At 61.7% G+C, this 25,017-nt stretch carries 22 protein-coding genes; 8 read left to right on the forward strand and 14 right to left on the reverse strand.

Annotation, left to right across the window (positions count from 1 at the left end):
- Window positions 1-38: 38 nt before the first annotated feature.
- The 7 genes from BT116_RS20345 to ffh all read right to left on the reverse strand — a co-directional run bounded on the left by BT116_RS20345 (window position 39) and on the right by ffh (window position 5,681).
- Window positions 39-770, reverse strand: coding sequence for a DsbC family protein (locus BT116_RS20345; RefSeq protein ID WP_063322825.1), 732 nt, complete (start codon window positions 768-770; stop codon window positions 39-41).
- A gap of 309 nt (window positions 771-1,079) precedes the next feature.
- Window positions 1,080-1,976, reverse strand: coding sequence for a site-specific tyrosine recombinase XerD (xerD, locus tag BT116_RS20350; RefSeq protein ID WP_003198093.1), 897 nt, complete (start codon window positions 1,974-1,976; stop codon window positions 1,080-1,082).
- 132 nt (window positions 1,977-2,108) lie between these two features.
- Window positions 2,109-2,459, reverse strand: coding sequence for a 50S ribosomal protein L19 (rplS, locus tag BT116_RS20355; RefSeq protein WP_003175895.1), 351 nt, complete (start codon window positions 2,457-2,459; stop codon window positions 2,109-2,111).
- A 45-nt stretch (window positions 2,460-2,504) separates the two neighbouring features.
- Window positions 2,505-3,278 carry a tRNA (guanosine(37)-N1)-methyltransferase TrmD gene (gene trmD, locus BT116_RS20360; RefSeq protein WP_170845966.1) on the reverse strand — a complete coding sequence of 258 codons (774 nt, stop codon included), beginning with the start codon at window positions 3,276-3,278 and terminating at the stop codon, window positions 2,505-2,507.
- Window positions 3,260-3,796 (reverse strand): ribosome maturation factor RimM, encoded by a 537-nt coding sequence (rimM, locus tag BT116_RS20365; protein WP_058544503.1) that lies wholly within the window; start codon window positions 3,794-3,796, stop codon window positions 3,260-3,262. Before rimM ends, trmD begins: the two co-directional genes overlap by 19 nt.
- Window positions 3,797-3,801: 5 nt before the next feature.
- Window positions 3,802-4,053, reverse strand: a complete 252-nt coding sequence (gene rpsP, locus BT116_RS20370) for a 30S ribosomal protein S16 (protein ID WP_003198088.1) — start codon at window positions 4,051-4,053, stop codon at window positions 3,802-3,804.
- A 251-nt stretch (window positions 4,054-4,304) separates the two neighbouring features.
- Window positions 4,305-5,681, reverse strand: a complete 1,377-nt coding sequence (gene ffh / locus BT116_RS20375) for a signal recognition particle protein (protein WP_072346684.1) — start codon at window positions 5,679-5,681, stop codon at window positions 4,305-4,307.
- A gap of 206 nt (window positions 5,682-5,887) precedes the next feature.
- On the opposite strand from ffh, the gene BT116_RS20380 reads away from it, so the two are divergent.
- The 8 genes from BT116_RS20380 (at window position 5,888) to cmoB (ending at window position 15,317) form a co-directional block, all read left to right on the forward strand.
- Window positions 5,888-6,700 (forward strand): cytochrome C assembly family protein, encoded by an 813-nt coding sequence (locus tag BT116_RS20380; protein WP_072346686.1) that lies wholly within the window; start codon window positions 5,888-5,890, stop codon window positions 6,698-6,700.
- A 12-nt stretch (window positions 6,701-6,712) separates the two neighbouring features.
- Window positions 6,713-7,954: a transporter associated domain-containing protein gene (locus BT116_RS20385; protein WP_072346688.1), complete on the forward strand. Its 1,242-nt coding sequence runs from the start codon at window positions 6,713-6,715 to the stop codon at window positions 7,952-7,954.
- Between the two features lie 411 nt (window positions 7,955-8,365).
- Window positions 8,366-9,679 carry an MFS transporter gene (locus BT116_RS20390; protein WP_072346690.1) on the forward strand — a complete coding sequence of 438 codons (1,314 nt, stop codon included), beginning with the start codon at window positions 8,366-8,368 and terminating at the stop codon, window positions 9,677-9,679.
- Between the two features lie 153 nt (window positions 9,680-9,832).
- Window positions 9,833-12,247, forward strand: coding sequence for an endopeptidase La (gene lon, locus BT116_RS20395; protein ID WP_063322830.1), 2,415 nt, complete (start codon window positions 9,833-9,835; stop codon window positions 12,245-12,247).
- A 194-nt stretch (window positions 12,248-12,441) separates the two neighbouring features.
- Window positions 12,442-12,834, forward strand: coding sequence for a protease inhibitor I42 family protein (locus BT116_RS20400; RefSeq protein WP_072346692.1), 393 nt, complete (start codon window positions 12,442-12,444; stop codon window positions 12,832-12,834).
- Window positions 12,835-12,836: 2 nt separating this feature from the next.
- Window positions 12,837-13,472, forward strand: coding sequence for a lysoplasmalogenase (locus BT116_RS20405; protein WP_072346694.1), 636 nt, complete (start codon window positions 12,837-12,839; stop codon window positions 13,470-13,472).
- Window positions 13,473-13,620: 148 nt separating this feature from the next.
- Entirely contained in the window at window positions 13,621-14,364 is a 744-nt protein-coding gene (gene cmoA, locus BT116_RS20410; RefSeq protein WP_072346696.1) for a carboxy-S-adenosyl-L-methionine synthase CmoA, read from the forward strand.
- Entirely contained in the window at window positions 14,361-15,317 is a 957-nt protein-coding gene (gene cmoB, locus BT116_RS20415; RefSeq protein ID WP_072346698.1) for a tRNA 5-methoxyuridine(34)/uridine 5-oxyacetic acid(34) synthase CmoB, read from the forward strand. The genes cmoA and cmoB overlap by 4 nt, the downstream gene beginning before the upstream one ends.
- A gap of 196 nt (window positions 15,318-15,513) precedes the next feature.
- Here cmoB and tadA read toward each other — a convergent pair whose 3' ends face one another.
- From tadA to treP, 7 genes are all read right to left on the reverse strand, one after another.
- The gene (tadA, locus tag BT116_RS20420) at window positions 15,514-16,011 is read right to left on the reverse strand and encodes a tRNA adenosine(34) deaminase TadA (RefSeq protein WP_072346701.1); all 498 of its coding nucleotides are present in this window, start codon (window positions 16,009-16,011) and stop codon (window positions 15,514-15,516) included.
- Window positions 16,011-17,387, reverse strand: coding sequence for a multicopper oxidase family protein (locus tag BT116_RS20425; protein WP_072346703.1), 1,377 nt, complete (start codon window positions 17,385-17,387; stop codon window positions 16,011-16,013). Before BT116_RS20425 ends, tadA begins: the two co-directional genes overlap by 1 nt.
- Before the next feature lie 181 nt (window positions 17,388-17,568).
- Window positions 17,569-17,856 carry a PTS sugar transporter subunit IIB gene (locus tag BT116_RS20430; RefSeq protein WP_072346705.1) on the reverse strand — a complete coding sequence of 96 codons (288 nt, stop codon included), beginning with the start codon at window positions 17,854-17,856 and terminating at the stop codon, window positions 17,569-17,571.
- A 2-nt stretch (window positions 17,857-17,858) separates the two neighbouring features.
- Window positions 17,859-20,393: a phosphoenolpyruvate--protein phosphotransferase gene (ptsP, locus tag BT116_RS20435; protein ID WP_072346707.1), complete on the reverse strand. Its 2,535-nt coding sequence runs from the start codon at window positions 20,391-20,393 to the stop codon at window positions 17,859-17,861.
- A 71-nt stretch (window positions 20,394-20,464) separates the two neighbouring features.
- A complete protein-coding gene (locus BT116_RS20440; protein ID WP_072346709.1) occupies window positions 20,465-21,688 on the reverse strand; it encodes a maltoporin in 1,224 nt (407 codons plus the stop codon).
- Window positions 21,689-21,828: 140 nt separating this feature from the next.
- Window positions 21,829-23,472, reverse strand: a complete 1,644-nt coding sequence (gene treC / locus BT116_RS20445; protein WP_072346711.1) for an alpha,alpha-phosphotrehalase — start codon at window positions 23,470-23,472, stop codon at window positions 21,829-21,831.
- Window positions 23,473-23,545: 73 nt separating this feature from the next.
- Window positions 23,546-24,988: a PTS system trehalose-specific EIIBC component gene (gene treP, locus BT116_RS20450; RefSeq protein ID WP_072346713.1), complete on the reverse strand. Its 1,443-nt coding sequence runs from the start codon at window positions 24,986-24,988 to the stop codon at window positions 23,546-23,548.
- Between the last annotated feature and the right edge of the window lie 29 nt (window positions 24,989-25,017).

The following is a 25,017-nucleotide window of genomic DNA, read 5'->3' on the forward strand; positions in this document are numbered from 1 at the left end:
TCGCCGAGCCGTGATCTTCAGAAGCGGATCGCCCATGATCATTTCGCGCCCAGGGCCAGTTTGGCGACTTGTGGCGCCGGCTGGTAGCCCGGAATCACCTGGCCGTCGGCCAAAACGATGGCCGGCGTGCCGTTCACACCAATGGACTGGCCAAGGGCGAACTGCTTGGAAACCGGGTTCTCGCACTTGGCGGCCTTGATTTCCTTGCCATCGACCATCTTGTCCATGGCCGCTTTCTTGTCCTTGGAGCACCAGACCGCCTGCAACTGCTCATCGCCCGGCGAGCCCAGGCCCTGGCGCGGGAATGCAACATAGCGCACTTCGATGCCACGCTTGTTCAGTTCCGGCACTTCGGCGTGCAGTTTGTGGCAATACGGGCAAGTGGTGTCGGTGAACACGGTGATGTGGGACTTGGTTTCGCCAATGGCCGGATAGACCACGGTTTCAGCAACTGGAATGCCGTTGATCAACTTGGAAATGCCCTGGCGCTCGGTCATCTCGGTGAGATTGACCGGCTTGCCGTCCTTGAGCTCGAACAGGTTGCCCTGGACGATGTACTGACCGTCGGCGCTGGCGTAAAGCACGCGGCTGCCCTTGAGCTTGACCTCATACAGGCCAGCCATGGGACTGGCCGAGATGGTTTCGATCGGCACTTCGAGCTGAAGGTTTTCCAGGCTCTTGCGGATAGCCTTGTCAGCCGCGTCGTCGGCGATGGCAAAGGTACTGGCCAGCGCAATGGCGGCGGCGGTGAACATCTGGATCAAACGCATGGGGACTCCTGAGGCGAACAAATGAGACGGGAAACGCCGACCCGCAGATTCGGGTTCCAACCGCCCACTGTGCAAACCGGGAAAGCCTACCACATAAGGCCCGCGTGACCGAATGCACCTGTCGCAAGACAACATGCAATGCACGAGGCCCAGGAACTGGGTGGCGAGGGAGCGTGCTCCCGCTGCGGCGCGTAGCGGCCCTGGAGCCTGACACCACGAATCTCCAGAAAAAAACGGGGGTGTTCCATGAGCGACTGCTGCGCAGTCGAGCGGGAGCAAGCTCCCTCGCCACAAAAAGCGATGCAACGCCTATCCACGCGGGTGATGCTTGGCATGCAAGTCCTGCAACCGCGCCCGGGCGACGTGGGTGTAGATCTGGGTGGTGGACAGGTCGCTGTGGCCGAGCAGCATCTGCACCACCCGCAGGTCGGCGCCGTGATTGAGCAGGTGCGTGGCGAAGGCGTGACGCAAGGTGTGGGGCGAGAGGGATTTGTTGATTCCGGCCACCTTGGCCTGGTGCTTGATGCGGTGCCAGAACGTCTGGCGGGTCATCTGCTCGCCGCGCAGGCTGGGGAACAGCACGTCGCTGGGGCGCCCGCCCAGCAGTTCGTGGCGGGCATCGCGCATGTAGCGCTCGACCCAGACGATCGCTTCCTCACCCATCGGCACCAGGCGTTCCTTGCTGCCTTTGCCCATCACCCGCAGCACGCCCTGGCGCAGGTTGACCTGCTCCAGCGTCAAGCTGATCAACTCGGTGACCCGCAGGCCGCAGGCGTACAAGACTTCCAGCATGGCCCGGTCGCGCTGACCAATGGCTTCGCTGAGATCGGGGGCCGCCAGCAGCGCTTCCACATCGGCTTCCGAGAGGGACTTGGGCAATGGACGCCCCAATTGCGGCATTTCCACGCGCAAGGTCGGGTCCACCGCAATCAATTTTTCCCGCAGCAAATAGCGATAAAAACCACGCAAGCCAGAGAGAAACCGTGCCGTCGAGCGCGGTTTGTAGTTCTGCTCCAGGCGCCACGCCAAGTGATCGAGGATTAATTCCCGGCCGGCATTGATCAGTTCCAGGTGGTTTTCCTGCAACCAACCGTTGAATAGCGCCAGGTCACTGCGATAAGCATCACGGGTGTTATCGGACAACCCCTTTTCCAGCCACAGGGCGTCGAGAAACTGGTCTATCAGCGGATGATCGATGGCGGGCATAAGAACTCTTGAAGGATGCAGGCACACACAGCATCAAAATGGCAAATGAAGCTATGCAGGGTGCTCAAAGCGCAAATCGCAGGCAACAAAAAAGCAGCCCGCAGGCTGCTTTTTTTGCATCGGAAGCTGGACTTAAGCCAGTTTTTCCTTGATGCGAGCTGCTTTACCCGACAGGTCACGCAGGTAGTACAGCTTGGCTTTACGTACGTCACCGCGACGCTTGACAGCCATGCTGTCGATTTGCGGGCTGTAGGTCTGGAAAGTACGCTCTACGCCAACACCGTTGGAGATTTTACGAACGGTGAATGCACTGTTCACGCCACGGTTACGCTTGGCGATAACGACGCCTTCGAACGCTTGCAGACGGGAACGGTCGCCTTCCTTCACTTTCACCTGAACGACAATGGTGTCGCCTGGGGCAAAGGTAGGGATTTCTTTGGTCATCTGCTCTGCTTCGAGTGCAAGGATGATTTTGTTAGTCATGCTGTGCTCCTAAGGCAAGTCGTCGGACTTACCATCGATACGTTGTTAACTATCGTCCCGCTCGCGGATGTATTCCTCGAGCAGCTTCTTCTCTTCTCCAGAAAGCGAGCGGCTTTCCAGAAGATCGGCGCGTCGTTCATAGGTCCGACCAAGGGACTGCTGTAAACGCCAACGCCGGATGTGCGCGTGGTTGCCACTTAGCAACACGTCGGGAACACGCTGATCCGCATACACCTCCGGTCGGGTGTAGTGCGGGCAATCCAGCAGACCATCCGTAAAGGAATCTTCCTCAGCGGAATCTGCATGCCCTAAAGCTCCAGGCAGCAGTCGTGTAACCGCATCGATCAGGACCATCGCCGGCAGCTCGCCGCCAGACAGTACATAGTCGCCAATCGACCACTCTTCATCGACATGAGCTTCAATGAAACGCTCGTCAATGCCTTCATAACGGCCGGCAATAAGGATCAATGCATCCGAATTCGCCAGCTCGCGTACCGCCGACTGAGTCAGCTGGCGGCCTTGGGGCGACAGGTAGATCACCTTCGCACCCTCCCCGGCTGCCGTCCTGGCCTGAACCAGCGCATCTTCCAGGGGCTTGATCTTCATCACCATGCCCGGACCACCGCCAAACGGGCGATCGTCCACAGTGTGATGTCGATCCGTGGTGTAGTCCCGCGGATTCCAACAAGTGAGCTGTAACAGCTCCTGTTTCACCGCGCGGCTGGTTATGCCGTACTCGCTGATGGCGGAAAACATCTCGGGAAACAATGTGATGACTTCAACGCGCAAGTTAGCCACGTTTAGAAATCCGCATCCCATTCCACCTTCATCTCGCCTGCGGCAAGGTCGACGGCCAACACGCATTGCTCGGTATAGGGCAACAGGCGTTCGCGATCATCCAGGCTGCCGACGCAAGGCTTGACCACCATGACATCGTTCGAACCGGTCTCGAGCAGGTGATCGATTTTCCCGAGCAATTGCCCGAGGTGGTCGATGACCTTCAGACCCACCAGCTGGTACCAGTAGTACTCGCCGTCGGTCAGTTCAGGGAACAGGTTGCGCGGCACGCAGATCTCATAACCGGCCAGAAGACGCGCTTCTTCACGATCATCGAGACCCTTGAGCTTTGCGACCAGGAACTTGTCGTTCCCGCGTCCGCTGACCAGCTCCACCTGTTTCACGCTACCTTCGCGCTTGAGCGTCCAGGTTTTGTAGTCCAACAGGTTCTTGATCGGATCAGTAAAGGAATACACCTTCACTTCGCCGCGAACGCCATGTACAGAGTAGATTTTGCCGACAACGATCAAATCATCAGCATCTTTTGGCGTCGCGTTCATATTGCTCAGGCCGCAGCCTTAGCCGATTCCTTCAACAACTGAGCAACGCGCTCAGAAGGCTGTGCACCAACGCTCAGCCAGTAGGCTACGCGCTCTTGGTTCACAGACAGACGAACTTCCTGACCACGGGCAACAGGGTTGAAGAAACCAACCTGCTCCTTGTGGGAACCGTCACGCGGGTTGCGGCTGTCGGTTACGGTCAGGTGGTAAAACGGGCGCTTTTTGGAGCCGCCAAGGGCAAGACGGATTGTTAGCATGTGAACATCGTTCCTGTAGTCGGTGCTGCAAATCTAAATGCACAGCGGGCATAGGTGCCCGAAAGGCCGCATATTCTAAGGAATATCCGGACTTTTGCAAATGTCTTTTTCCGGCGCCTGGCGCCATGCGATCAAGATTTGCCATAGAGCCGTCATGAAAAACGGCAAGTCAGCTCCCGCGTAGCACGGGTTTGCTGGAGATCCCCGCATCCGTGCGGGGCAACGCCGACATGACAGCCGGCGCAGATTCTTTACATTTTCGGCATGCCGCCGCCGGGCAACATACCGCCCATGCCGCGCATCATCTTGGCCATTCCGCCCTTGGCGGAGAATTTCTTCATCATCTTCTGCATCTGCTTGTGCTGCTTGATCAAGCGACCGATATCCTGCACCTGGGTGCCGGAACCCATGGCGATACGGCGCTTGCGCGAACCGCTGATCAGCTCAGGGTCGCGGCGCTCGGCCGGGGTCATGGAGTTGATGATGGCTTCCATCTGCTTGAACTGCTTTTCAGCCGCGCCCTGGGCGTTGCCCATCTGCGCCAGGTTCACGCCGCCGATGTTCGGCAGTTTGTCCATGAGCCCGCCAAGGCCGCCCATGTTCTTCATTTGTTGCAGCTGGTCGCGGAAGTCTTCGAGGTCGAAGCCCTTGCCCTTCTTCAGCTTCTTGGCCAGTTTGTCGGCCTTGTCCTTGTCGAGGGTCTGTTCGGCCTGTTCGATCAGGCTGAGCACGTCGCCCATGCCGAGGATGCGCGAAGCGATACGCTCGGGGTGGAACGGCTCGAGCGCTTCGCTCTTCTCGCCCATACCGATGAACTTGATCGGCTTGCCGGTGATGGCGCGTACCGACAGCGCGGCACCGCCACGGGCGTCACCGTCGACCTTGGTCAGGATCACGCCAGTCAACGGCAACGCATCGCCGAATGCCTTGGCGGTGTTGGCCGCGTCCTGGCCGGTCATGGCATCGACCACGAACAGGGTTTCCACCGGCTTGATCGCAGCATGCAGCGCCTTGATCTCGCCCATCATCTCTTCATCGATGTGCAGGCGACCGGCGGTATCGACGATGACCACGTCGATGAATTTCAGCTTGGCTTCTTTAATAGCCGCCTGGGCGATGTCCACCGGCTTCTGGCTCAGGTCGGACGGAAAGAACGTCACGCCGATGTCGTTGGCCAGGGTTTCCAGTTGCTTGATCGCCGCCGGACGGTAGATGTCCGCCGACACCACCATCACCGACTTCTTCTTGCGCTCTTTAAGGAAGCGCGCCAGCTTGCCGGCTGTCGTGGTCTTGCCCGCGCCCTGCAGACCTGCCATCAGCACCACCGCTGGCGGTACGGCGCTCAGGTTCAGGTCTTCGTTGGCGGCGCCCATCAGGCTTTCGAGTTCGGCCTGGACGATCTTCACGAACGCCTGGCCCGGTGTCAGGCTGCGCGACACTTCGGTGCCGACGGCGCGTTCCTTGACCGAATTGACGAAGTCCTTGACCACCGGCAGGGCGACGTCGGCTTCGAGCAACGCCATGCGCACTTCGCGCAGGGTGTCTTTGATGTTGTCCTCGGTCAGTTTCGCCTTGCCGGTGACATGGCGCAGCGTCTGCGAGAGACGGTCGGTTAGGTTTTCAAACATGCGCGATCCTTTCAGGCCCAGATGAGACCGGGATAATGGCGGCCCAGACCGTGAAAAATGTGCTCGGCGAGCCTGCGGCGTGGGCAGGTCGCGGATTATAGCGAAGAAGCGGGCAACGTACACCTTGCTGTCAGTTGCTGTGGTCTTTCGTGCGGAGGCGGTTCTATGCCAAACTCAGCGCCTTTCGGGCTTGCCTAACAGGATTTATGCTCCCCTTGTCACCCAGCTTGCTTGCCACGCTCGCCGCCGCCTGCCTTTATGCCGCTGCGACCCTCTATCAAGGCACTCGCCTGGCCACCGGCGCCAAGGCGAACAAACGCCTGCTGGTCACGCTCGGCGTGCTGGCGGTGCTCGGCCACGCGGCCAGCCTTTATACCCACTTGATGACGCCGATCGGCCTGGGCCTGGATTTTTTCAACGCCGCCAGCCTGATCGCCGTGGCTGTGATCGCCTTGACGCTGATCGCCTGCTCGCGGATCCCGGTGGAGAACCTGCTGGTGCTGCTGTTCCCGCTGGGGCTGGCGACGGTGCTGCTGGCGCAGTTCGCGCCATCCGGAACGGTGCAGATCATCGACGAAGAGCCGGGCATCCTTGCCCACATCCTGCTGTCGATCCTCGCCTATGGCCTGTTCACCATCGCAGTGTTCCAGGCCTTGCTGCTGCTGGTGCAGGACCACCAGCTCAAAAACAAACACCCGTCCGGGCTGATCCGCAACTTCCCGCCATTGCAAACCATGGAAAGCCTGCTGTTCGGCTTCCTCTGGGCCGGCTGGAGCCTGCTGTCGCTGTCATTGATCTCCGGCTGGTTGTTCGTCGAGAACCTGTTCGCCCAGCACCTGGTGCACAAGACCTTGCTGGCTTGCCTGGCGTGGGTGGTCTTCAGCGTGCTGCTGTGGGGCCGCAACCGCCTCGGCTGGCGTGGGCACAAAGCGATTCGCTGGACCCTGGCCGGTTTCTGCCTGCTGATGCTGGCGTACTTCGGCAGCAAGCTGGTCCGTGAATACATCCTGCATATCTGACGGACGGCCCTGATGGATACGTTGCCCGTAGCGCCGTTGTTCGCCGTGCTGGTGGTGCTGATCCTCTGGTCGGCCCTGTTCACCGCCATCGAAGCCGCCCAGCAGCATCTGTTGGCCCAGCGCACGGCCTCGCGCGCCAGTGACAAACCACTGGCGACACTGACATTCCCACTGGCCAGCCTGATCCTGTGCAATACCCTCTGTCGCACCCTGGCCGTGGTCATCGGCACCTTGCTGGCGATTTTTACCTGGCTGGAAAACGGCCCCTGGGTCGCCTGGCTCGGCACCAGCGCCGCCCTGCTGGTGCTTGCCGACTACCTGCCGCGCGCCTTGGCCACCCGCCAGCCCGAAGCGGTGCTGGCGCTGGGCAACGCCTTGCTTGGCATACCGTTGAAGATCCTCTATCCGTTTGCCTGGCTGTTGAATAGTGCCAGCCAATTGTTGCTGCGCCCCTTTGCGCGCAAAGCCAGCATGGTGCAGCAGAGCGACGACGAGATGCCCGCGCCACCGCGCAGCGAACACGAACCTGAGCACGGCAGCAGCCGACTGCACCCGATTTCCGGCATCCATGCCCTGGACAACATCACCGTCAACGATATCCTCGTGCCCCGCAGCGAGGTCGATGGGATCAACCTCGACGACCCCATCGGCGAGATCATCGAACAGCTGCGCCTGAACCGTCGCACCCGCCTGCCGGTGTTCCACAGCGACATCAACCAGGTCGAAGCGGTGCTCAACACGCGCCAGATCCGTCATTTGCTGGCGGATGCGAGCCTGACCCAAGAAGCGCTGCTGGCCGCCTCCCACGAGCCTTACTTCGTCCCTGAAAGCACGCCATTGCAGCTGCAACTGCTGAATTTCCACAAGCAGCAACGGCGCCTGGGCATGGTGGTGGACGAGTACGGCGAAGTGCTGGGCATCGTCACACTGGAAGACATCCTGGAAGAAATCGTCGGCGAATTCGAAAGCGAGCACAGCCTCGACAACCCCCACGTCCACCCCCAGCCCGATGGTCGCCTGATGATCGATGGCGCGGCGTCGATCCGCGAATTGAACAGGACCCTGGGCTGGCATCTGCCTTGCGACGGCCCCAAGACCCTCAACGGGCTGGTGACCGAAGCCCTGGAAACCATCCCCGAAAGCCCGGTGTGCCTTAAGATCGGCCGTTATCGACTGGAAATCATCGAGACCGTGGACAACCGTGTCAGCCAGGTGCTGGCGTGGCATAACAGTTCGGTGCCTGCAGTTTCCTGATTCCGGGCAAGCTCAAGGTGAAACACTGTTGTGGCGAGGGGATTTATCCCCGCTGGGTTGCGCAGCGGCCCCAAACTGTTAGTCAGCTGCCTCAGATTCGGCGCAACGTCTTTTTGGGACTGCTTCGCAGTCCAACGGGGATAAATCCCCTCGCCACAAAAGCTCGTTTCGGCGTCAACAGGTATTGTTGATTCGTTAGCCCCCTTCCTATACTCAACCCGCTTACCCAGCCCCGCCCGAACCCAGTGCCTACCCCGCACCCGACCGGTTCCGGCCAGACCATCGGCAAAATCCGCATCAGCCCTGCGACTGTTCCTACCCGAAACAGCGAAAGGGTACCCACCCACATCCCTGGGTGTTCGACCATAATAATTCGCTCCAATGGAGCACATGACTGTCAGGGATAACCGCATGACGACCGCTACCTGCAACGAGGCTGTGCCTGCCCAGCCGACCAACTCGGCCACTCGCGTGGCGACCGCGAGTTTCATCGGCACTGCCATCGAGTTCTACGACTTCTACGTCTATGCCACGGCGGCGGCCCTGGTGATCGGGCCGGTGTTCTTCCCGCAAACCTCAGGCACGGCACAGATGCTGTCGTCCTTCCTGACGTTCGGCATCGCCTTCCTTGCCCGCCCGTTGGGCTCTGCGCTGTTCGGCCACTTCGGTGACCGGATCGGGCGCAAGTCCACGCTGGTGGCGTCCCTGCTGCTGATGGGTGTGTGCACCACCCTCATCGGTGTGCTGCCCGGCTACGCCAGCATTGGCGCCTGGGCGCCGATCCTGCTGTGCGTGCTGCGTTTCGGCCAAGGCCTGGGGTTGGGCGGTGAATGGGGCGGCGCGGCGCTGCTTGCCACCGAGAACGCGCCCCAAGGCAAGCGCGCCTGGTTCGGCATGTTTCCCCAACTGGGGCCTTCCATCGGTTTCCTGGCGGCTAACGGGCTGTTCCTGACCCTGGCCATGGGCCTGGATGATGAGCAATTCCGCGCCTGGGGTTGGCGGATTCCGTTCCTGCTCAGTGCCGTGCTGGTGATCGTCGGCCTCTATGTACGGCTCAAGCTCCACGAAACCCCGGTATTCGCCAATGCCATGGCCCGCCAGGAGCGGGTAAAGGTACCGTTGGTCGAGCTGTTCAGCCAGTACTGGGCGCCAACGTTGCTGGGCGCGGCGGCGATGGTGGTGTGTTACGCGCTGTTCTATATCTCGACGGTGTTTTCCCTGAGCTACGGCGTATCCACCCTCGGCTACAGCCGCGAGACCTTCCTGGGTCTGCTGTGCTTTGCCGTGCTGTTCATGGCCGCCGCTACGCCCCTGTCGGCCTGGGCCAGCGACCGCTACGGGCGCAAGCCGGTGCTGATCGTCGGCGGCGTATTGGCGATTGCCTCGGGTTTCCTCATGGAACCCTTGCTGACCCACGGCTCGACCGGCGGCGTGGCGCTGTTCCTGTGCATCGAGCTGTTCCTGATGGGCGTGACCTTCGCCCCCATGGGCGCCTTGCTGCCGGAACTGTTCCCGACCCACGTGCGCTACACCGGCGCCTCGGCGGCCTACAACCTGGGCGGCATCGTCGGCGCCTCGGCCGCGCCGTTCTTCGCCCAGAAACTGGTGGCGATGGGTGGTTTGAGTTATGTCGGGGGCTACGTTTCAGCGGCCGCACTGCTCAGTGTGATCGCCGTGCTGTGCTTGAAGGAGTCGCGTCATAACGACTTGAACCGGGTCGCCTAGGCCGGGCCTGTGGCGAGGACTCCAGGCCTCGCCACGGGAACCTGTCGCAAGCCTGAACATCCGCCAATGAAATAACCGCTAACAATCACCCGCCATTGAAACCACCCCACACCTGCCCCATCTAAGACCCATACCCCATTGCGCAGGTGCCCCATGAGCGACCAGCACTCTACCGAAGCCACTCACGATTACGCCGATTCCGAACACATCGAACACACTTCCTCCGGCACCGGCCTGGCGCTGCCTGGCCAGAATTTGCCGGACAAGGTCTACATCATCCCGATCCACAATCGTCCGTTCTTCCCGGCCCAGGTGCTGCCGGTCATCGTCAACGAAGAACCGTGGGCCGAAACCCTGGAGCTGGTGGCCAAGTCCGACCATCACTCCCTGGCACTGTTCTTCATGGACTCGCCCCAGGAAGACCCGCGCCATTTCGACACCTCGAAACTGCCGCTATACGGCACGCTGGTGAAGGTGCACCACGCCAGCCGGGAAGGCGGCAAACTGCAATTCGTCGCCCAGGGCCTGACCCGCGTGCGTATCCGCACCTGGCTCAAGCACCATCGCCCACCGTACCTGGTGGAAGTCGAATACCCGCACCAGCCGAGCGAGCCAACCGATGAGGTCAAGGCCTACGGCATGGCGCTGATCAACGCGATCAAGGAACTGCTGCCGCTCAACCCGCTGTACAGCGAAGAGCTGAAGAACTACCTCAACCGCTTCAGCCCCAACGACCCTTCGCCGCTGACCGACTTTGCCGCCGCACTCACCTCCGCCACCGGCAATGAGCTGCAGGAAGTACTCGACTGCGTGCCCATGCTCAAGCGCATGGAAAAAGTCCTGCCGATGCTGCGCAAGGAAGTCGAGGTGGCGCGGCTGCAGAAAGAGATTTCCGCCGAGGTCAACAACAAGATCGGCGAACATCAGCGCGAGTTCTTCCTCAAGGAGCAGCTCAAGGTCATCCAGCAGGAGCTGGGGCTGACCAAGGACGACCGCAGCGCCGATATCGAGCAGTTCGAGCAGCGGCTCGAAGGCAAGGTGCTGCCGACCCAGGCGCAGAAGCGCATCGAAGAGGAAATGAACAAACTCTCGATCCTGGAAACCGGCTCGCCGGAATATGCCGTCACCCGCAATTACCTGGATTGGGCGACCTCGGTGCCGTGGGGCGTGTATGGCCAGGACAAGCTTGACCTCAAGCACGCACGCAAGGTGCTCGACCAGCACCACGCGGGCCTGGACGACATCAAGGACCGCATCCTGGAGTTCCTCGCCGTCGGCGCCTACAAAGGCGAGATCAGCGGTTCCATCGTGCTGCTGGTCGGCCCGCCGGGCGTGGGCAAGACCAGCGTCGGCAAATCCATCGCCGAATCCCTGGGGCGGCCGTTCTACCGTTTCAGCGTCGGCGGCATGCGCGACGAGGCGGAGATCAAGGGCCATCGGCGCACCTACATCGGCGCCCAGCCGGGCAAGCTGGTGCAGGCGCTGAAAGATGTCGAAGTGATGAACCCGGTGATCATGCTCGACGAAATCGACAAGATGGGCCAGAGCTACCAGGGCGACCCGGCCTCGGCCCTGCTGGAGACCCTCGACCCGGAGCAGAACGTCGAATTCCTCGACCACTACCTGGACCTGCGCCTGGACCTGTCGAAAGTACTCTTCGTCTGCACCGCCAACACCCTGGACTCGATCCCCGGCCCGCTGCTGGACCGAATGGAAGTGATCCGCCTGTCGGGTTACATCACCGAAGAAAAAGTCGCCATCGCCAAGCGTCACTTGTGGCCCAAGCAACTGGCCAAGGCTGGCGTGTCCAAGGGCAGCCTGAGTATCAACGACAGCGCCCTCAAGGCCCTGATCGACGGCTATGCCCGTGAAGCCGGGGTGCGACAGCTGGAGAAACAGCTGGGCAAACTGGTGCGCAAGGCGGTGATGAAGCTGATCGACGACCCCAAGGCCGTGATCAAGCTCGGGCCGAAGGACCTCGAGGCCTCCCTCGGCAAACCGGTATTCCGCAACGAGCAGGTGTTGTCCGGCATCGGCGTAATCACCGGCCTGGCCTGGACCAGCATGGGCGGCGCGACCTTGCCGATCGAAGCGACGCGCATCCACACCCTCAATCGCGGCTTCAAGCTGACCGGGCAACTGGGGGACGTGATGAAGGAATCGGCGGAAATCGCCCACAGCTACGTCAGTTCGCACCTGAAGCAATTTGGCGGCGATCCGAAGTTCTTTGACGAGGCCTTCGTTCACCTGCACGTACCGGAAGGCGCCACGCCCAAGGACGGCCCGAGCGCTGGCGTGACCATGGCCAGCGCGCTGCTGTCCCTGGCCCGCAACCAGCCACCGAAAAAAGGCGTGGCCATGACCGGCGAACTGACCCTCACCGGGCATGTCCTGCCGATTGGCGGGGTGCGCGAGAAGGTCATCGCGGCGCGGCGGCAGAAAATCAACGAACTGATCCTGCCGGAAGCCAACCGGGGCAACTTCGAAGAACTGCCGGACTACCTCAAGGAAGGCGTCACGGTGCACTTTGCCAAGCGGTTTGCGGATGTGGCCAAGGTGTTGTTCTGATCGTTATGTAGCGGCTGTACCGGCCTCATCGCGAGCAAGCTCGCTCCCACAAAGGAATCTTGTGAACGCCACAAGTCCCTGTGGGAGCTTGCTCGCGATGGGGCCCTGACAGACAACACAGCCCCACCTGACACACCCAGTAGCATCTTCGGTTATGCTCGCCGTTCGTCGTGAATGCCGGAGCCGTTGCCCTTATGTCCCTCACTCGCCTGCTTGTCCCCGTCAGCCTCGCTCTGTTGAGCGCCTGTGCCACGCAACCGAAACACAACGTGACCGTGGAAAGACTGAGCCAGTGCCCGGTGCGACTCAACAGTGGGCAAAACCTGATCCTGAGCTTGCCCAGCAACCCCACCACCGGTTATCGCTGGGCGGTCCAGGACTCGGCCGGTGGTGTATTGAAGGGCTTGGGGCCGGAGGTTTATCGCAACCCGGAAGACGCCGGCATCGTTGGCGCCGCAGGTGTTTCGACCTGGCGCTTCCAGGCGTTCAGCGCCGGCACCGGGCGCTTGCGCCTGACCTATCAACAGCCCTGGGCCCCGGAAGTGCCGCCCGTGGAAACCTTTGACTGCGCCATTTCGGTGAATTGACCGTGGGCTGGCTGATCCTGGCACTGATGGGCACCGTCACCTACCTGTACGGCCTGACCGTGCACGCCACACTCTTGTGCCTGCTGGTCAAGCCCATGCCGGTCCTGGCCCTGCTCGGCTGGCTGCACGATGCGCCGCCCAGTGACTATCGGCGCTGGGTCAGCCTCGGGCTGATTTTCTCGCTGGTGGGCGACGTGTTGCTGGCCTGGCCGGGGGACCTGTTCGTGTTCGGCCTCGGCGCGTTTCTGCTGGCGCACCTGGCCTACCTGAAAGCCTACCTCAGCGACTGCCGCCGCCCGGCGCTGCTGCCATTGGCCCTTGCCTTGGGTATCGGCGCGATGTTGTTGGGAGTCCTGGTGTCGAACGGCCTAGGGTCGTTGCTGGTGCCGGTGATTGTCTACGGCCTGGTCATCAGCACCATGCTCTGGCGGGCGTTGGCACGACTGGGCACGAACGTGCCCAAGCGTTCGGCCTGGCTGGCCGCCGCCGGGGCGCTGGCGTTTGTGTTCTCCGACAGCCTGATCGGCATCGACCGGTTCGTCTCGCCCTTCCAGGCTGCGCCATACCTGATCATCGTCAGCTATTGGCTGGGCCAATGGGGCATTACAGCGTCGGCGTTCGCCCGAAAGCCACACTGAGCCAAATAATGTGGGAGCGAGCTCGCAATAGCGGTCTGTCAGTCAACATTATGGCCGGCTGAACCATCGCCATCGCGAGCAAGCTCGCTACCACAGGTTTTTTGGTTAAAATGCCGGCCTTTTCACCACCCATTCCGCTGGAACCGCCGTGAGCAAAGAGCCCGACCGCCTATTCGCCCAACCCCTGGCCCAAGTGCCGGACTTCGCCTTCAACGAGGACGTGGTGCGGGTGTTTCCGGACATGATCAAGCGTTCGGTGCCGGGTTACCCGACCATCGTCGAAAACCTCGGCGTGCTCGCCGCGCAATTCGCCCAGCCAGGCAGCGTGCTCTACGACCTGGGCTCGTCCCTGGGCGCCGTGACCCAGGCCCTGCGCCGCCACGTGCGCACCGACGGTTGCCGGGTAATCGCGGTGGATAACTCGGCGGCCATGGTCGAGCGCTGCCGCGAATACCTCAACGGCCAGGACTCGATGTTCCAGGAGCTGCTGCCGGTGGAAGTGATCGAAGGCGACATCCTCGCCCTGACGTTCCAGCCGACCTCGGTGGTGGCACTGAACTTCACCCTGCAATTCATCGCGCCGGACCAGCGCACCGCACTGTTAAGCCGCATCCGCCAGTCGTTGCTGCCCGGTGGCGCCCTGATTCTCTCGGAAAAGCTGCGCTTCAACGATGCAGAGGAACACGCCCTGCTCACCGACCTGCACGTGGCGTTCAAGCGCGCCAACGGCTACAGCGAGCTGGAAATTGCCCAGAAACGCAGCGCCATCGAAAACGTCATGAAGCCCGACAGCCTCGAAGAACACCGCGAACGCCTGCTCGCGGCCGGGTTTTCGAAAGTCGTGCCGTGGTTCCAGTGTCTTAACTTCGCCTCGTTGATTGCCCTGCCATGATCGATCTGTCCCCCCTCGCCCGCCATCTGGCCGGCACGCCCCTGGCCGATTGGGCCGCGACGCTGCAGACGCAACTCGACAGCAAGATGGAAAAGGGCCACGGCGACCTGGAGCGTTGGCAAAGCGCCCTCGATGCGCTGCCGGCCTTGCAACCCACCACCGTCGATCTGCTGAATGGCCTGACGCTCGACACCGATTGTTCCGACGAAACCCGCGCGCAGATGCGTACCGCGTTGATGGGCTTGTCGCCATGGCGCAAAGGACCTTTTGACCTGTTTGGCGTGCACGTAGACACCGAATGGCGCTCGGACTGGAAGTGGTCACGGGTGGCCCCGCACCTGGACCTGAAAGGCAAGCGCATCCTCGATGTGGGCTGCGGCAACGGCTACTACATGTGGCGGATGCTCGGTGCCGGGGCTGACACGGTGATCGGCGTCGACCCCAACTGGCTGTTCTTCTGCCAGTTCCAGGCGGTACAGCGCTACCTGTCGCAGCCCAACGCCTGGCACCTGCCGTTTCCATTCGAAGCCTTGCCGCCGGAGCTGGAAGGCTTCGACACGGTGTTTTCCATGGGTGTGTTCTACCACCGACGCTCGCCGATCGAACATCTGCTGGCGCTCAAGGACTGTCTGGTCAAGGGCGGCGAACTGGTGCTCGAAACCCTGGTGATCGAGGGCGACGAACATCAGGTGCTGGTGCCCGAGGATCGCTACGCACAGATGCGCAACGTGTGGTTTCTGCCGTCGGTCCCGGCCCTGGAGCGCTGGCTGCGCCGCGCCGGGTTCAGCGATGTGCGTTGTGTGGACGTGAGCCTGACCACCGTAGAGGAACAGCGCAGCACCGAGTGGATGAAGTATCAATCACTGAACGACTTCCTCGATCCCGCCGACCACAGCAAAACCATCGAAGGATTGCCGGCGCCGATGCGGGCGGTGATTGTGGCGCGTAAGTAAATAGCCCCGCCTTATTGGAGGCCATGCTGTTCACTGGAGATGATCAGAGTCACTGTGGCGAGGGAGCTTGCTCCCGCTGGGCTGCGCAGCAGCCCCTCTCAAGCTCACTCAATCACCATGATCCACCGCGTCGCCGGGCTCCAGGGCCGCTGCGCGCCCCAGCGGGAGCAAGCTCCCTCGCCACGGGGTTATGTGTTCAATCTTGCGACTTGGCTCTTCGCGCCCTGAAGAACTCGCTCAACACCGCACTGCACTCCTCGGCCAGCACGCCCCCTTCATACATCACCCGATGGTTCAGGAAACCCTGGCTGAAGAACTGCCCCTGGCTCTGCACGATGCCAGCCTTGGGCTCCAGGGCGCCATAGACGACCCGGGCGATACGCGAATGGACGATGAGGCCAGCGCACATGCTGCAGGGCTCCAGCGTCACATACAGCGTACTGCCGGGCAGGCGATAGTTGCTCACCGCCTGGGCGGCAGCGCGGATGGCGACCATTTCCGCGTGGGCACTGGGGTCGTGGCCACTGATCGGGCAGTTGAAACCGCGTCCGATGATCTCGCCGTCCTGCACCAGCACCGCGCCCACGGGCACTTCGCCCAGGGCTGCGCCTTCTGCGGCAAGGGCCAAGGCTTCGCGCATGAAGTCCTGGTCGCGGCTACGGTCGATGATTTTGGCGGGACGAATCTGACGCATCACGCCACCTCGATGGCGGCCATCAGGCCGGTTTCCATGTGGTCGATCACATGGCAGTGGAACATCCACACGCCTGGATTATCCGCCACCAGCGCCACCTGCGCCCGCTCGTTCTTGCCCAGCAGGTAAGTGTCGGTGAAATACGGCACGACCTTGTGCCGGTTCGACGCGATCACCTTGAAGCTCATGCCGTGCAAATGGATCGGGTGCTGGTACTGGGTCATGTTCTTCAATTCGAAAATGTAGCTCTGGCCTTTCTTCAGCGTGGCGATCGGCCGGTCGGCGCAGGTCTTGTCGGTGATGTCCCAGGCCTTGCCGTTGATTTGCCACAGGCTCGGCGGCTTGCCGTTGTCGACGTTGACCGACACCGAACCGACCCATTCGAAATTGAAGTTGAGTTTCTCGGCATTGGCCAGGTCCGGCTCGGACACCGGGTTGGCCGGCAGGGCCGGCGGCCATTGGCCCGGCGCATCCGTGTTGGCCACCGAGCGCAGCGTCCCCAAGCGAACCGGGCCATTGCGCAACGACAACTCTTCGCCGGCTGGCGGCGCCTTGATCGCCAGGCAAATGCGCATGCCCGGGCCAAGCCAGTATTCCTTGCCCAACGGGCGCGGTTCGATGGGGTTGCCGTCCAGCGCATAGATCTGCGCTTCAACGCCTGGGATGTTGATGCGGTAGGTCAGGGTGTTGTCCAGGTTGAGCAAGCGCACCCGGGTGATCTGCCCGGCCGGCAGGTCGATCACCGCCTGCGGCACACCGTTGATGGTCGCCAGCCGCCCGGCCGTGCCGCCACGCGCCGCCTCACGGGGAATGCTGAACTCCACGAACTGGCCTTGCTCATCCACATGCCAGCTCTTGAGGCTCAGGGTCTGTTCATACTTGAAGCCAGTCGGCTCACGCTCTTCGACGATCAATGGTCCCACCAGCCCACGCCCGAGCTCTTCGCTGCTGTTGACGTGAGGGTGGTACCAGTAACTGCCGGCGTCCGGCACACGGAATTTGTAGTCGAAATACTCGCCCGGCAGCACCGGCAGTTGCGAGACATACGGCACGCCGTCCATCTCCAGCGGTAAACGGATACCGTGCCAGTGAATGGTGGTGGCGACCGGCAGATGATTGATGAAGCGCACCCGCAGCCACTCGCCCTGGCGCACCCGCAGTTCGGTGCCCGGCGCCGAGGGGCCAAACGCCCAGGCCTGGGTCTTGTGCCCGGCCACCAGTTCCACGTCCAGCGGTGCGGCGATCAGTTCATAGTCGTGACCGGCCTCGGCATCGGCGCGCTTGCCCAGCCAATACCGCGATGCGCCCCCCGCGCCTACGCCAACGACAACAAGACCGGCCAGGCCACCGAGTATTTGGCGACGGGAAAAGGACATGAACGCAACCACCTATTGAATCTGCGGCGAACCGGGAGGCCCGCAAAAGGCGAATACGATACACCCGCAGATGAGAAACAGTAAGGCCAGCGAAAATGAAACAAACAAAATGAAAAACCCGGGGGAAGTTATCCACAGGGTTTTTCAGTGAGCATCGCGACGTCGCCAGTCGCCCTTCGGTTCAGGTCGGCAAACCAGTGATCAAATGCACCACGCCGTTGTCCAGAGTCATCACACCGGTCACTCCCGCCGCGCTCAACGCCGGACGGTCGATCCGCGCCACATCTTGCAACTCCACTCGCAACCGCGTCAGCGCCACGGGTTGATGGTGCTTGAGGTTATCCGCGCCACCCAGCGCGACGACGATGGCCGGGGAAAGCTCATCAAGCGCTGTCGCTGGCCTGGGCTCTTCCGGTACCAGGTCCGGGGTCAGGGCTTTCCAGAATGCCTGTTGCAGTTTGTCGAACATGTTCAATGCTCCATGACCAGGGTGGCCGAACTGGCCGTGGATAAATGTCTGCGCAAGAGGTCGCGCACCTGCTCGGCGCTTTCCTGGGCCAAGGCCTGTTGGGCCAGCGTGCGGCATTCACTCAGATCCCATTCACGCACGCAGGCCTTGATGGCCGGAATCAGCGGCACGCTGACCGATAGCTCATCCACGCCCAGCCCCAGCAACACCGGTACCGCCAAGGTTTCCGATGCCAGCGCGCCACATACTCCGACCCATTTGCCATGGGCGTGAGCGGCCTCGACTGTCCGGGCGATCAGGCGCAATACCGACGGATGCAGTCCATCGGCCTGGCTGGCCAAGCGCGGGTGGTCGCGGTCCATGGCCAGGGTGTACTGGGTCAAGTCGTTGGTCCCGATGGAGAAGAAATCCACTTCGGGAGCAAACAGGTCGGCCATCAGGGCCGCCGCCGGGACTTCGATCATGATGCCAAGCTTCGGCGCTTGCGACAGGCCCAGGTTGCGCACCTCTTCATTGAGGATCTGCCGCGCTTGCCGCAACTCCGACAGTTGCGTGACCATTGGCAACATGATGTGCAACCGCGCCAGCCCTGAACAGGCGAGGATTGCCCGGAACTGTTCGCGCAATAACTGCGGTCGCTCCAGGCACAGGCGAATACCACGCATGCCCAGGAACGGGTTGGCCTCCCGGGCCATCGGCACATAGGCCAGCGGCTTGTCCCCGCCCACGTCCAGGGTACGCACCACCAGATTGCGCTCTGCCCCCAGGGCCCGGGCGACGGCGCTATACAGGAGCGCTTGCTCGTCGTGTCCCGGTGGATGGGCGCGATCCAGGTAAAGCAGTTCGGAGCGCAACAGCCCCACCCCTTCGCCCCCCAGGGTCATGGCCTGCTCCACATCCCGAAGCGAGCCGACATTGGCAGTGATCTCGACTCGGTGACCGTCAAGGGTACGGGCCGCCTGGGCCGATTGCTCGAGGTCGCGCCGCTGTCGTCGCAACTGTCGGTCACGGGAGGCCTGGAGTTGCTCAATCCGCGCCGCGTCTGGATTCAAATGCAGTTCGCCGCTGTCGGCATCCAGCAACACCGGGGTGCCGTTGGCAAGGGTCAGTACCTGCTCAGGCACGCCACACAACGACGGCAGGCCCAGCGCACGGGCCAGGATCGCCACATGGCTGGTAGCACCGCCACCCACCGTGACGAAACCGGCGATTCGCGAGGTGTCCAGGTTGGCGGTCTGGGACGGCGTCAACTGCGCGGTCACCAGGATCGACTGCTCGGGCAGATCCCAGGCGTGGTCCCGCACGCCGAGAATCAGCTTGAGGACCCGATGCCCGACATCGGACAGATCCGTCGCGCGCTCGGCCAGCAAGGCACTGCCCGATTGCTGGAACTGCGTGGCGGTCGCCTCGGTCGCGGTTTTCCAGGCAAAGGCCGCACTCTTGCCTTCGACGATCAAATCCCGAGCCTGCTCCAGCAAGGTGGGGTCTTCCAGCAGCTCCTGATGAGCGCCAAAAATCTGCGCCTGGACGCTGCCCGCGCCCTCGTTCTGCAGTGCCTTCAATGCCTGGTTCGCCTGGTTCAACGCCTGGTCCAGGAGGGCCTGCTCGGTCTCGATTCCCGCGCCTGGCTCTTGCACTTCCAACGCCTGGGTCGCGATCTGCACCACCACACCCGACACCGAGCCCGGCGAGGCACACACGCCTTGCCAGCGCTCAGGCGTGGGCGATTCGACACACATGGGCACTTCTGGCGTCGGCTGCGCCTGGACGGATTCACCGCAGCCCGCCAACAATAGTTGCGTCAGTGCCTCGAGCGCCTGTTCGGCCTGTGGACCGGCGGCACTGAGCTGCAAACTGTCGCCCTTGACCGTCTGCAACGCCATGATCGCCACCAGGGACTTGGCATTGGCGCTGGCCTGCTGCTTGTGCAGGCAGATGTTCGCCTCAAAGCCTTTGGCCGCCTGGGCGAACACCGCAGCGGGGCGCGCATGCAGACCGCTGTCATTAGGCAGGATCAGCGGCTTGGAAAACAGCACCGAGCCCTGTTGCGTCTGCGCGTCCTGCCCTGGCGTCCCTTGACTCACCTGCAGCAACGGCTGACCGCTTTCCACCCAGGACGACTGGGCCGGTATCAGGCTGAAGTCTTCGCCAGTGACCACCAGCATCAACGTCAACAGACTGCGCGCGTGCAAGGCGATGTAGTCGGCATCGAAATCGATCAGCGGTTGCCCGGCCTCGACTCGTTGACCTATTTCTACTCGGGAAGTAAAGCCCTTGCCCGCCAGGTTCACCGTATCCAGGCCGATGTGCATCAACACCTGAACACCGTTGTCACTGGTGACACTCACTGCGTGGGCGCTGTCCTGGAGCGTGCCGACGACACCGGAGAGCGGCGCACAAAGGGTCTGCGACGTCGGATCGATACAGATTCCATCCCCCACGACACGATTGGAGAAGACCGGGTCCGGCACCTTGTCCAGGGGCATCAAGACCCCGGACAACGGTGCGAGCAATTGCAAAGGTTGCGTTGTGTTCATGACATCACCTGCTGCTGTCTGTTCTTTTGGCATCGCGGGCAGAGCGCGTTCACCGACCCGCGTCACACGGGTCATTTCCACCAGTACTCAACCTGCACGCCCACGTTGGAACCATGCCGCGTGCCGCCAAATGCACCGGTGTCGGACAGCGCCGAACCGGCCGCCAGTTCATTGGCTGCGCGCTGGGCCGCCGCGTTCCAGCTGGCGTAGGTGTAATACAGTCGTATTTCCGGGCGAGCCCAGAATTCCGGGCCCTTGGGCGACCAGGTAGGGGCAAAGGTGAATTTGCTCAGCTTGCGTGTTCCATCGCTGGCCTGCACTTGGTCATGGCCCAGTTCGGTCACCAACTTGAACTGATCGGTGATGGCGTAGGCCGGGCGAACCCCCAACGACAGCCAGTCCTGATCGACGCCATCAGGGCGAATGTCCTTCTGGTACACCGCCTGTACTTGCCCGCCGAAACGCGGCGTGACCTGCCAATCGAAAAACTCCACCAGACGATAGCTCTTGTTGCTGTCGTCCAGTCCGGTATCGCCGGTATAACCCAGTCCTGTGCCGGGCCCCTCACCGTATTGCAAGGCCAGTTTATTCTTGCCGCCAAGGAAGTCCTGCTGCACATGCTGGGCGGTCAAGGCCCAGCCGCGATGAGCACCGCGACGATTCGCCTGGTCGATGAAGCTTACGCCGAACTCCAGCTCGCCACCGGGGTTGGTGTCGAAGCCGCCCACGTTGAAATCATGCCGGTTGACTGGGTCTTTCTGGTACAGGTTGTCCTTGCGCGAAAAGGCGTAGCTGTATTTCAGCCCGCCGATCAACACATCCTCGATTCCGGCCCCAGTGGCGCTCTGGTTCCAGTAGTAGAAATCGGAAATATGGATGTCGTTACGCTTGTAGTAACGCCGACCGGCCCATAGCGAGCCTCCGTTCAGGCTGGGCATGTTCGACCACTGGGCATACATCTGCGGCATCCGCGCCGCGCCGTTTTCGCCCCGGAACGTCGGCGTGCGGTCGTAGCGGTTGTACAGCGACGCCATGCCATCCACGCTCAGTACCGAACCGTCGTCGAGGGTGAAAAGATCCTGGCGCAGCTCCAGTTCGCCATATTGTTCGCACTCGTTGCCCAATCGGTATTTGCTTTGCGCCCCGGGTAACTGGAAACAGGATTGGGAGCGGCCATTGGTGGCGCTGCCGACGCCGCTGCGCAGGTAGCCGGAGAACTCCAGGGCCTGGGCGGGGAATGGCAATGTCAGGCAGATACAAGACACCGCAAGTCCACGATTTATTGTTGTTTTCATTACCGCTCCTTCTTTTTATTGTTTTTTGATGCACTTCAATCGCCCTTCGCCTGCCAACGAATGGGCGACAAAGGGCACACGGTGCGTCGAGCGCAACGTGGTCGCTATCAGGCAATGCCTGGGTCAGAAATGACGTTTATTCAGTCGCTCAGGTGCAGCACGAACGACTCGTAGGGACGTAGGAACAATCGTCGCTCACGGTGTTGGCGGTCGTAGTTGCCGATCACCCATCGTTGCCTCGTGTCGGCGCAGAGAATTCCTTCCGGCAACTGGACGTCGCAGTCGCCACCGTAAAAGTGGCTGACCACTAGCAGGCGCTCGCCCTGGCCTTCGCGCAGGTACGCCCACACCTGGGGATGCTCGGGCAGCAGCAGGCGATAGACCCCGTCCTGGATCAAGGCCTCGCTGCGGCGCAAGGCAATCAGCTGACGGTAGTAATGCAGCACCGAGGTCGAGTCTTGCAGTTGCTGCTCGACATTGATGAAGGCCGCGTTGGCAGGTACGTCGATCCAGGGTTCGGCACGGCTGAAACCCGCATTCGGCCCGGCACTCCATTGCATCGGCGTACGCCCGTTGTCACGGGACTTCTGCATGATCGGCGCCATGGCGTCGGCTTCAGGCATGCCGGCGTTGCGCTGGAGGCGATAGATGTTCAGGGTTTCCACATCGCGGTATTGATCGATGTGATCGAAGCCCGGATTGGTCATCCCCAGCTCCTCGCCCTGGTACACGAAAGGCGTGCCCTGCAGAAAGTGCAGCGCAGTGGCGAGCATCTTCGCCGAGACCACCCGATACTCTCCGTCATGCCCGAAACGCGACACCACCCGCGGCTGATCGTGGTTACACCAGAACAATGCGTTCCAGCCGCCACCGGCCTGCATGCCGGTCTGCCAGTCGGACAGGATGCGCTTGAGCTCGAAAAAGTCGAAGTCGGCCCGCACCCACTTCTGCAGGTTCGGATAGTCCACCTTCAAGTGATGGAAATTGAAGGTCATCGACAACTCCCGTGAGGCCGGGCACGAGTAGCGAACGCAGTGTTCAAGGCTGGTGGACGACATCTCGCCAACGTTGATCAGGTCGAAACCCTCAAAGACCTCTTGGTGCATTTCCTGTAGATAGCGGTGCACGTTGGGGCCGTCGGTATAGAAGCGGCGGCCATCGGTGTGATCGTCAGGAAAATCGGCCGGCTTGGAGATCAGGTTGATCACATCGAGACGGAAGCCCCCCACGCCCTTGTCCCGCCAGAAGCGCATCATCTTGAACACTTCGGCGCGCACCTGAGGGTTGTCCCAGTTCAGGTCGGCCTGGGTGTGGTCGAACAGATGCAGGTAATACTGGCCGGTCTGTGCTTCGTACTCCCAGGCCGAGCCACCAAATTTGGATTCCCAACTGTTGGGCTGGTCGCGCCAGATATAGAAATCGCGATACGGGTTGTCGAGGCTGCTGCGAGCGGCCTGGAACCAGGGATGCTCGATAGAGGTGTGGTTGACCACGATATCGAGCATCAGCTTGATACCGCGCCTGTGGGCTTCGGCGATCAGCAATTCACAATCGGCCATGGTGCCGTAGCTGGGGTCAATGGCGTAGTAATCGCTGATGTCGTAGCCATTGTCCCGTTGCGGCGAACGCAGGAACGGGGTGAGCCACAGGTAATCCACACCCAGCCAGTGCAGGTAGTCGAGCTTGTCCACGACGCCCAGCAAATCGCCGGTGGCCTGGCCACCATGGCTGTAGAAACTCTTCGGATAAATCTGGTAGATCACTGAACGTTGCCAATCTTGCATGGCGAGATTCCTTCAGTCTGTTGGGTACCAAACCGGGAGGCCTCATCGCGGGCCAGCCCGGATCCCACGAGTGTCAGGCGACGCGATACCCCGGCCGGACGATCTTCATGCTCAATGCACAGGTCAGGGCAAAGGGCACGCTCATGGCGATGGCCATGCCGATCACGAACATGGGTATGGCGTCGGGAACGATCGAGATGAAACCCGGCAAGCCTCCCACGCCAATGGCCGAGGCCTTGATCTTGTTCAACGAGAGGAAAATACAGCCCAGGGCCGAGCCGGCCAGGGCGCAATAAAAGGGGAACTTGTAACGCAGGTTGACCCCGAACATCGCCGGCTCCGTGATGCCGAAGTAAGCGGAAATCGCCGAGGTGGACGCCATGCTCTTGTCCCGGGCATTGCGGGTCATGTAGAACACCGCCAGCGCCGCACTGCCCTGGGCCAGGTTGGACATGACGATCATCGGCCAGATAAAGGTCCCGCCCTGGGTCGAGATCAACTGAAGGTCCACTGCCAGGAACATGTGGTGCATGCCGGTGACCACCAGCGGCGCATAGAGCAGGCCAAAGATCGCCCCGCCAATCACCGGCGCCAGGTCGAACAGCGCCACCATGCCCTCGGTGATCAGGATCCCCAGGTGCCGGGTGACCGGACCGATGATGGCGAGGGCCAGCACTCCGGTAACCACGATGGTGGTGATGGGTATCACCAGCAGTTGGATCGCGTTGGGCACCCTGGCACGCAACCCTTTCTCGATCACGCTCATGACATAGGCCGCCAGCAGGATCGGCAGAATCTGCCCCTGGTAGCCGACTTTTTCGATCCGGAACCAACCGAAGATATCGAAATAGGGCAGGCTCTGGCCGTCCAGCCCCGCCACGGCCTTGCCGTAGTTCCAGGCGTTGAGCAGGTCCGGGTGAACCAGCATCAGGCCCAGCACGATGCCGAGGATTTCACTGCCACCAAAACGCTTGGCTGCCGACCAACCCACCAGGGCCGGCAGAAAGACGAAGGAGGTGTTGGCCATCAGGTTGATCAGGCTCCAGACACCGTCCAGGTTCGGATACGCATCGAGCAACGTCTGGCCGGCAATGAACATGCCCTTGGCCCCCAGCAGGTTGTTGACGCCCATCAACAGGCCGGCGATCACCAAGGCGGGCAGGATCGGCATGAACACGTCGGAAAGCACCCGTACCAGGCGCTGCATGCCGTTGCCCTTCTGCGCGCCCTGGCGCTTGACGTCGGCAATGGTCGCGGCGGCCAGGCCCGTCAGTTCCCGCAGAGCGGCGTAGACCTTTTCCACTTCGCCCGGCCCGATGACCACCTGGAACAGCCCGCCGGTAAAAAACGAGCCCTTGACCAGGTCGATCTGGTTCAGCGTGGCGCTGTTCACCCGGGCGGCATCCTTGAGGGACAGGCGCAGGCGCGTCACGCAATGGGCGGCCTGCTCGATATTGTCGACGCCACCAAGGCTTTGCAGCAGCTCACTGGCGATTTTGGAGTAGTCATGGCTCATGCTTTTTTCTTCCGCGTCATTCTTGTTAT

Source organism: Pseudomonas sp. NFACC16-2 (assembly GCF_900119205.1).
Classification (GTDB): Bacteria; Pseudomonadota; Gammaproteobacteria; order Pseudomonadales; family Pseudomonadaceae; genus Aquipseudomonas; species Aquipseudomonas fluorescens_Q.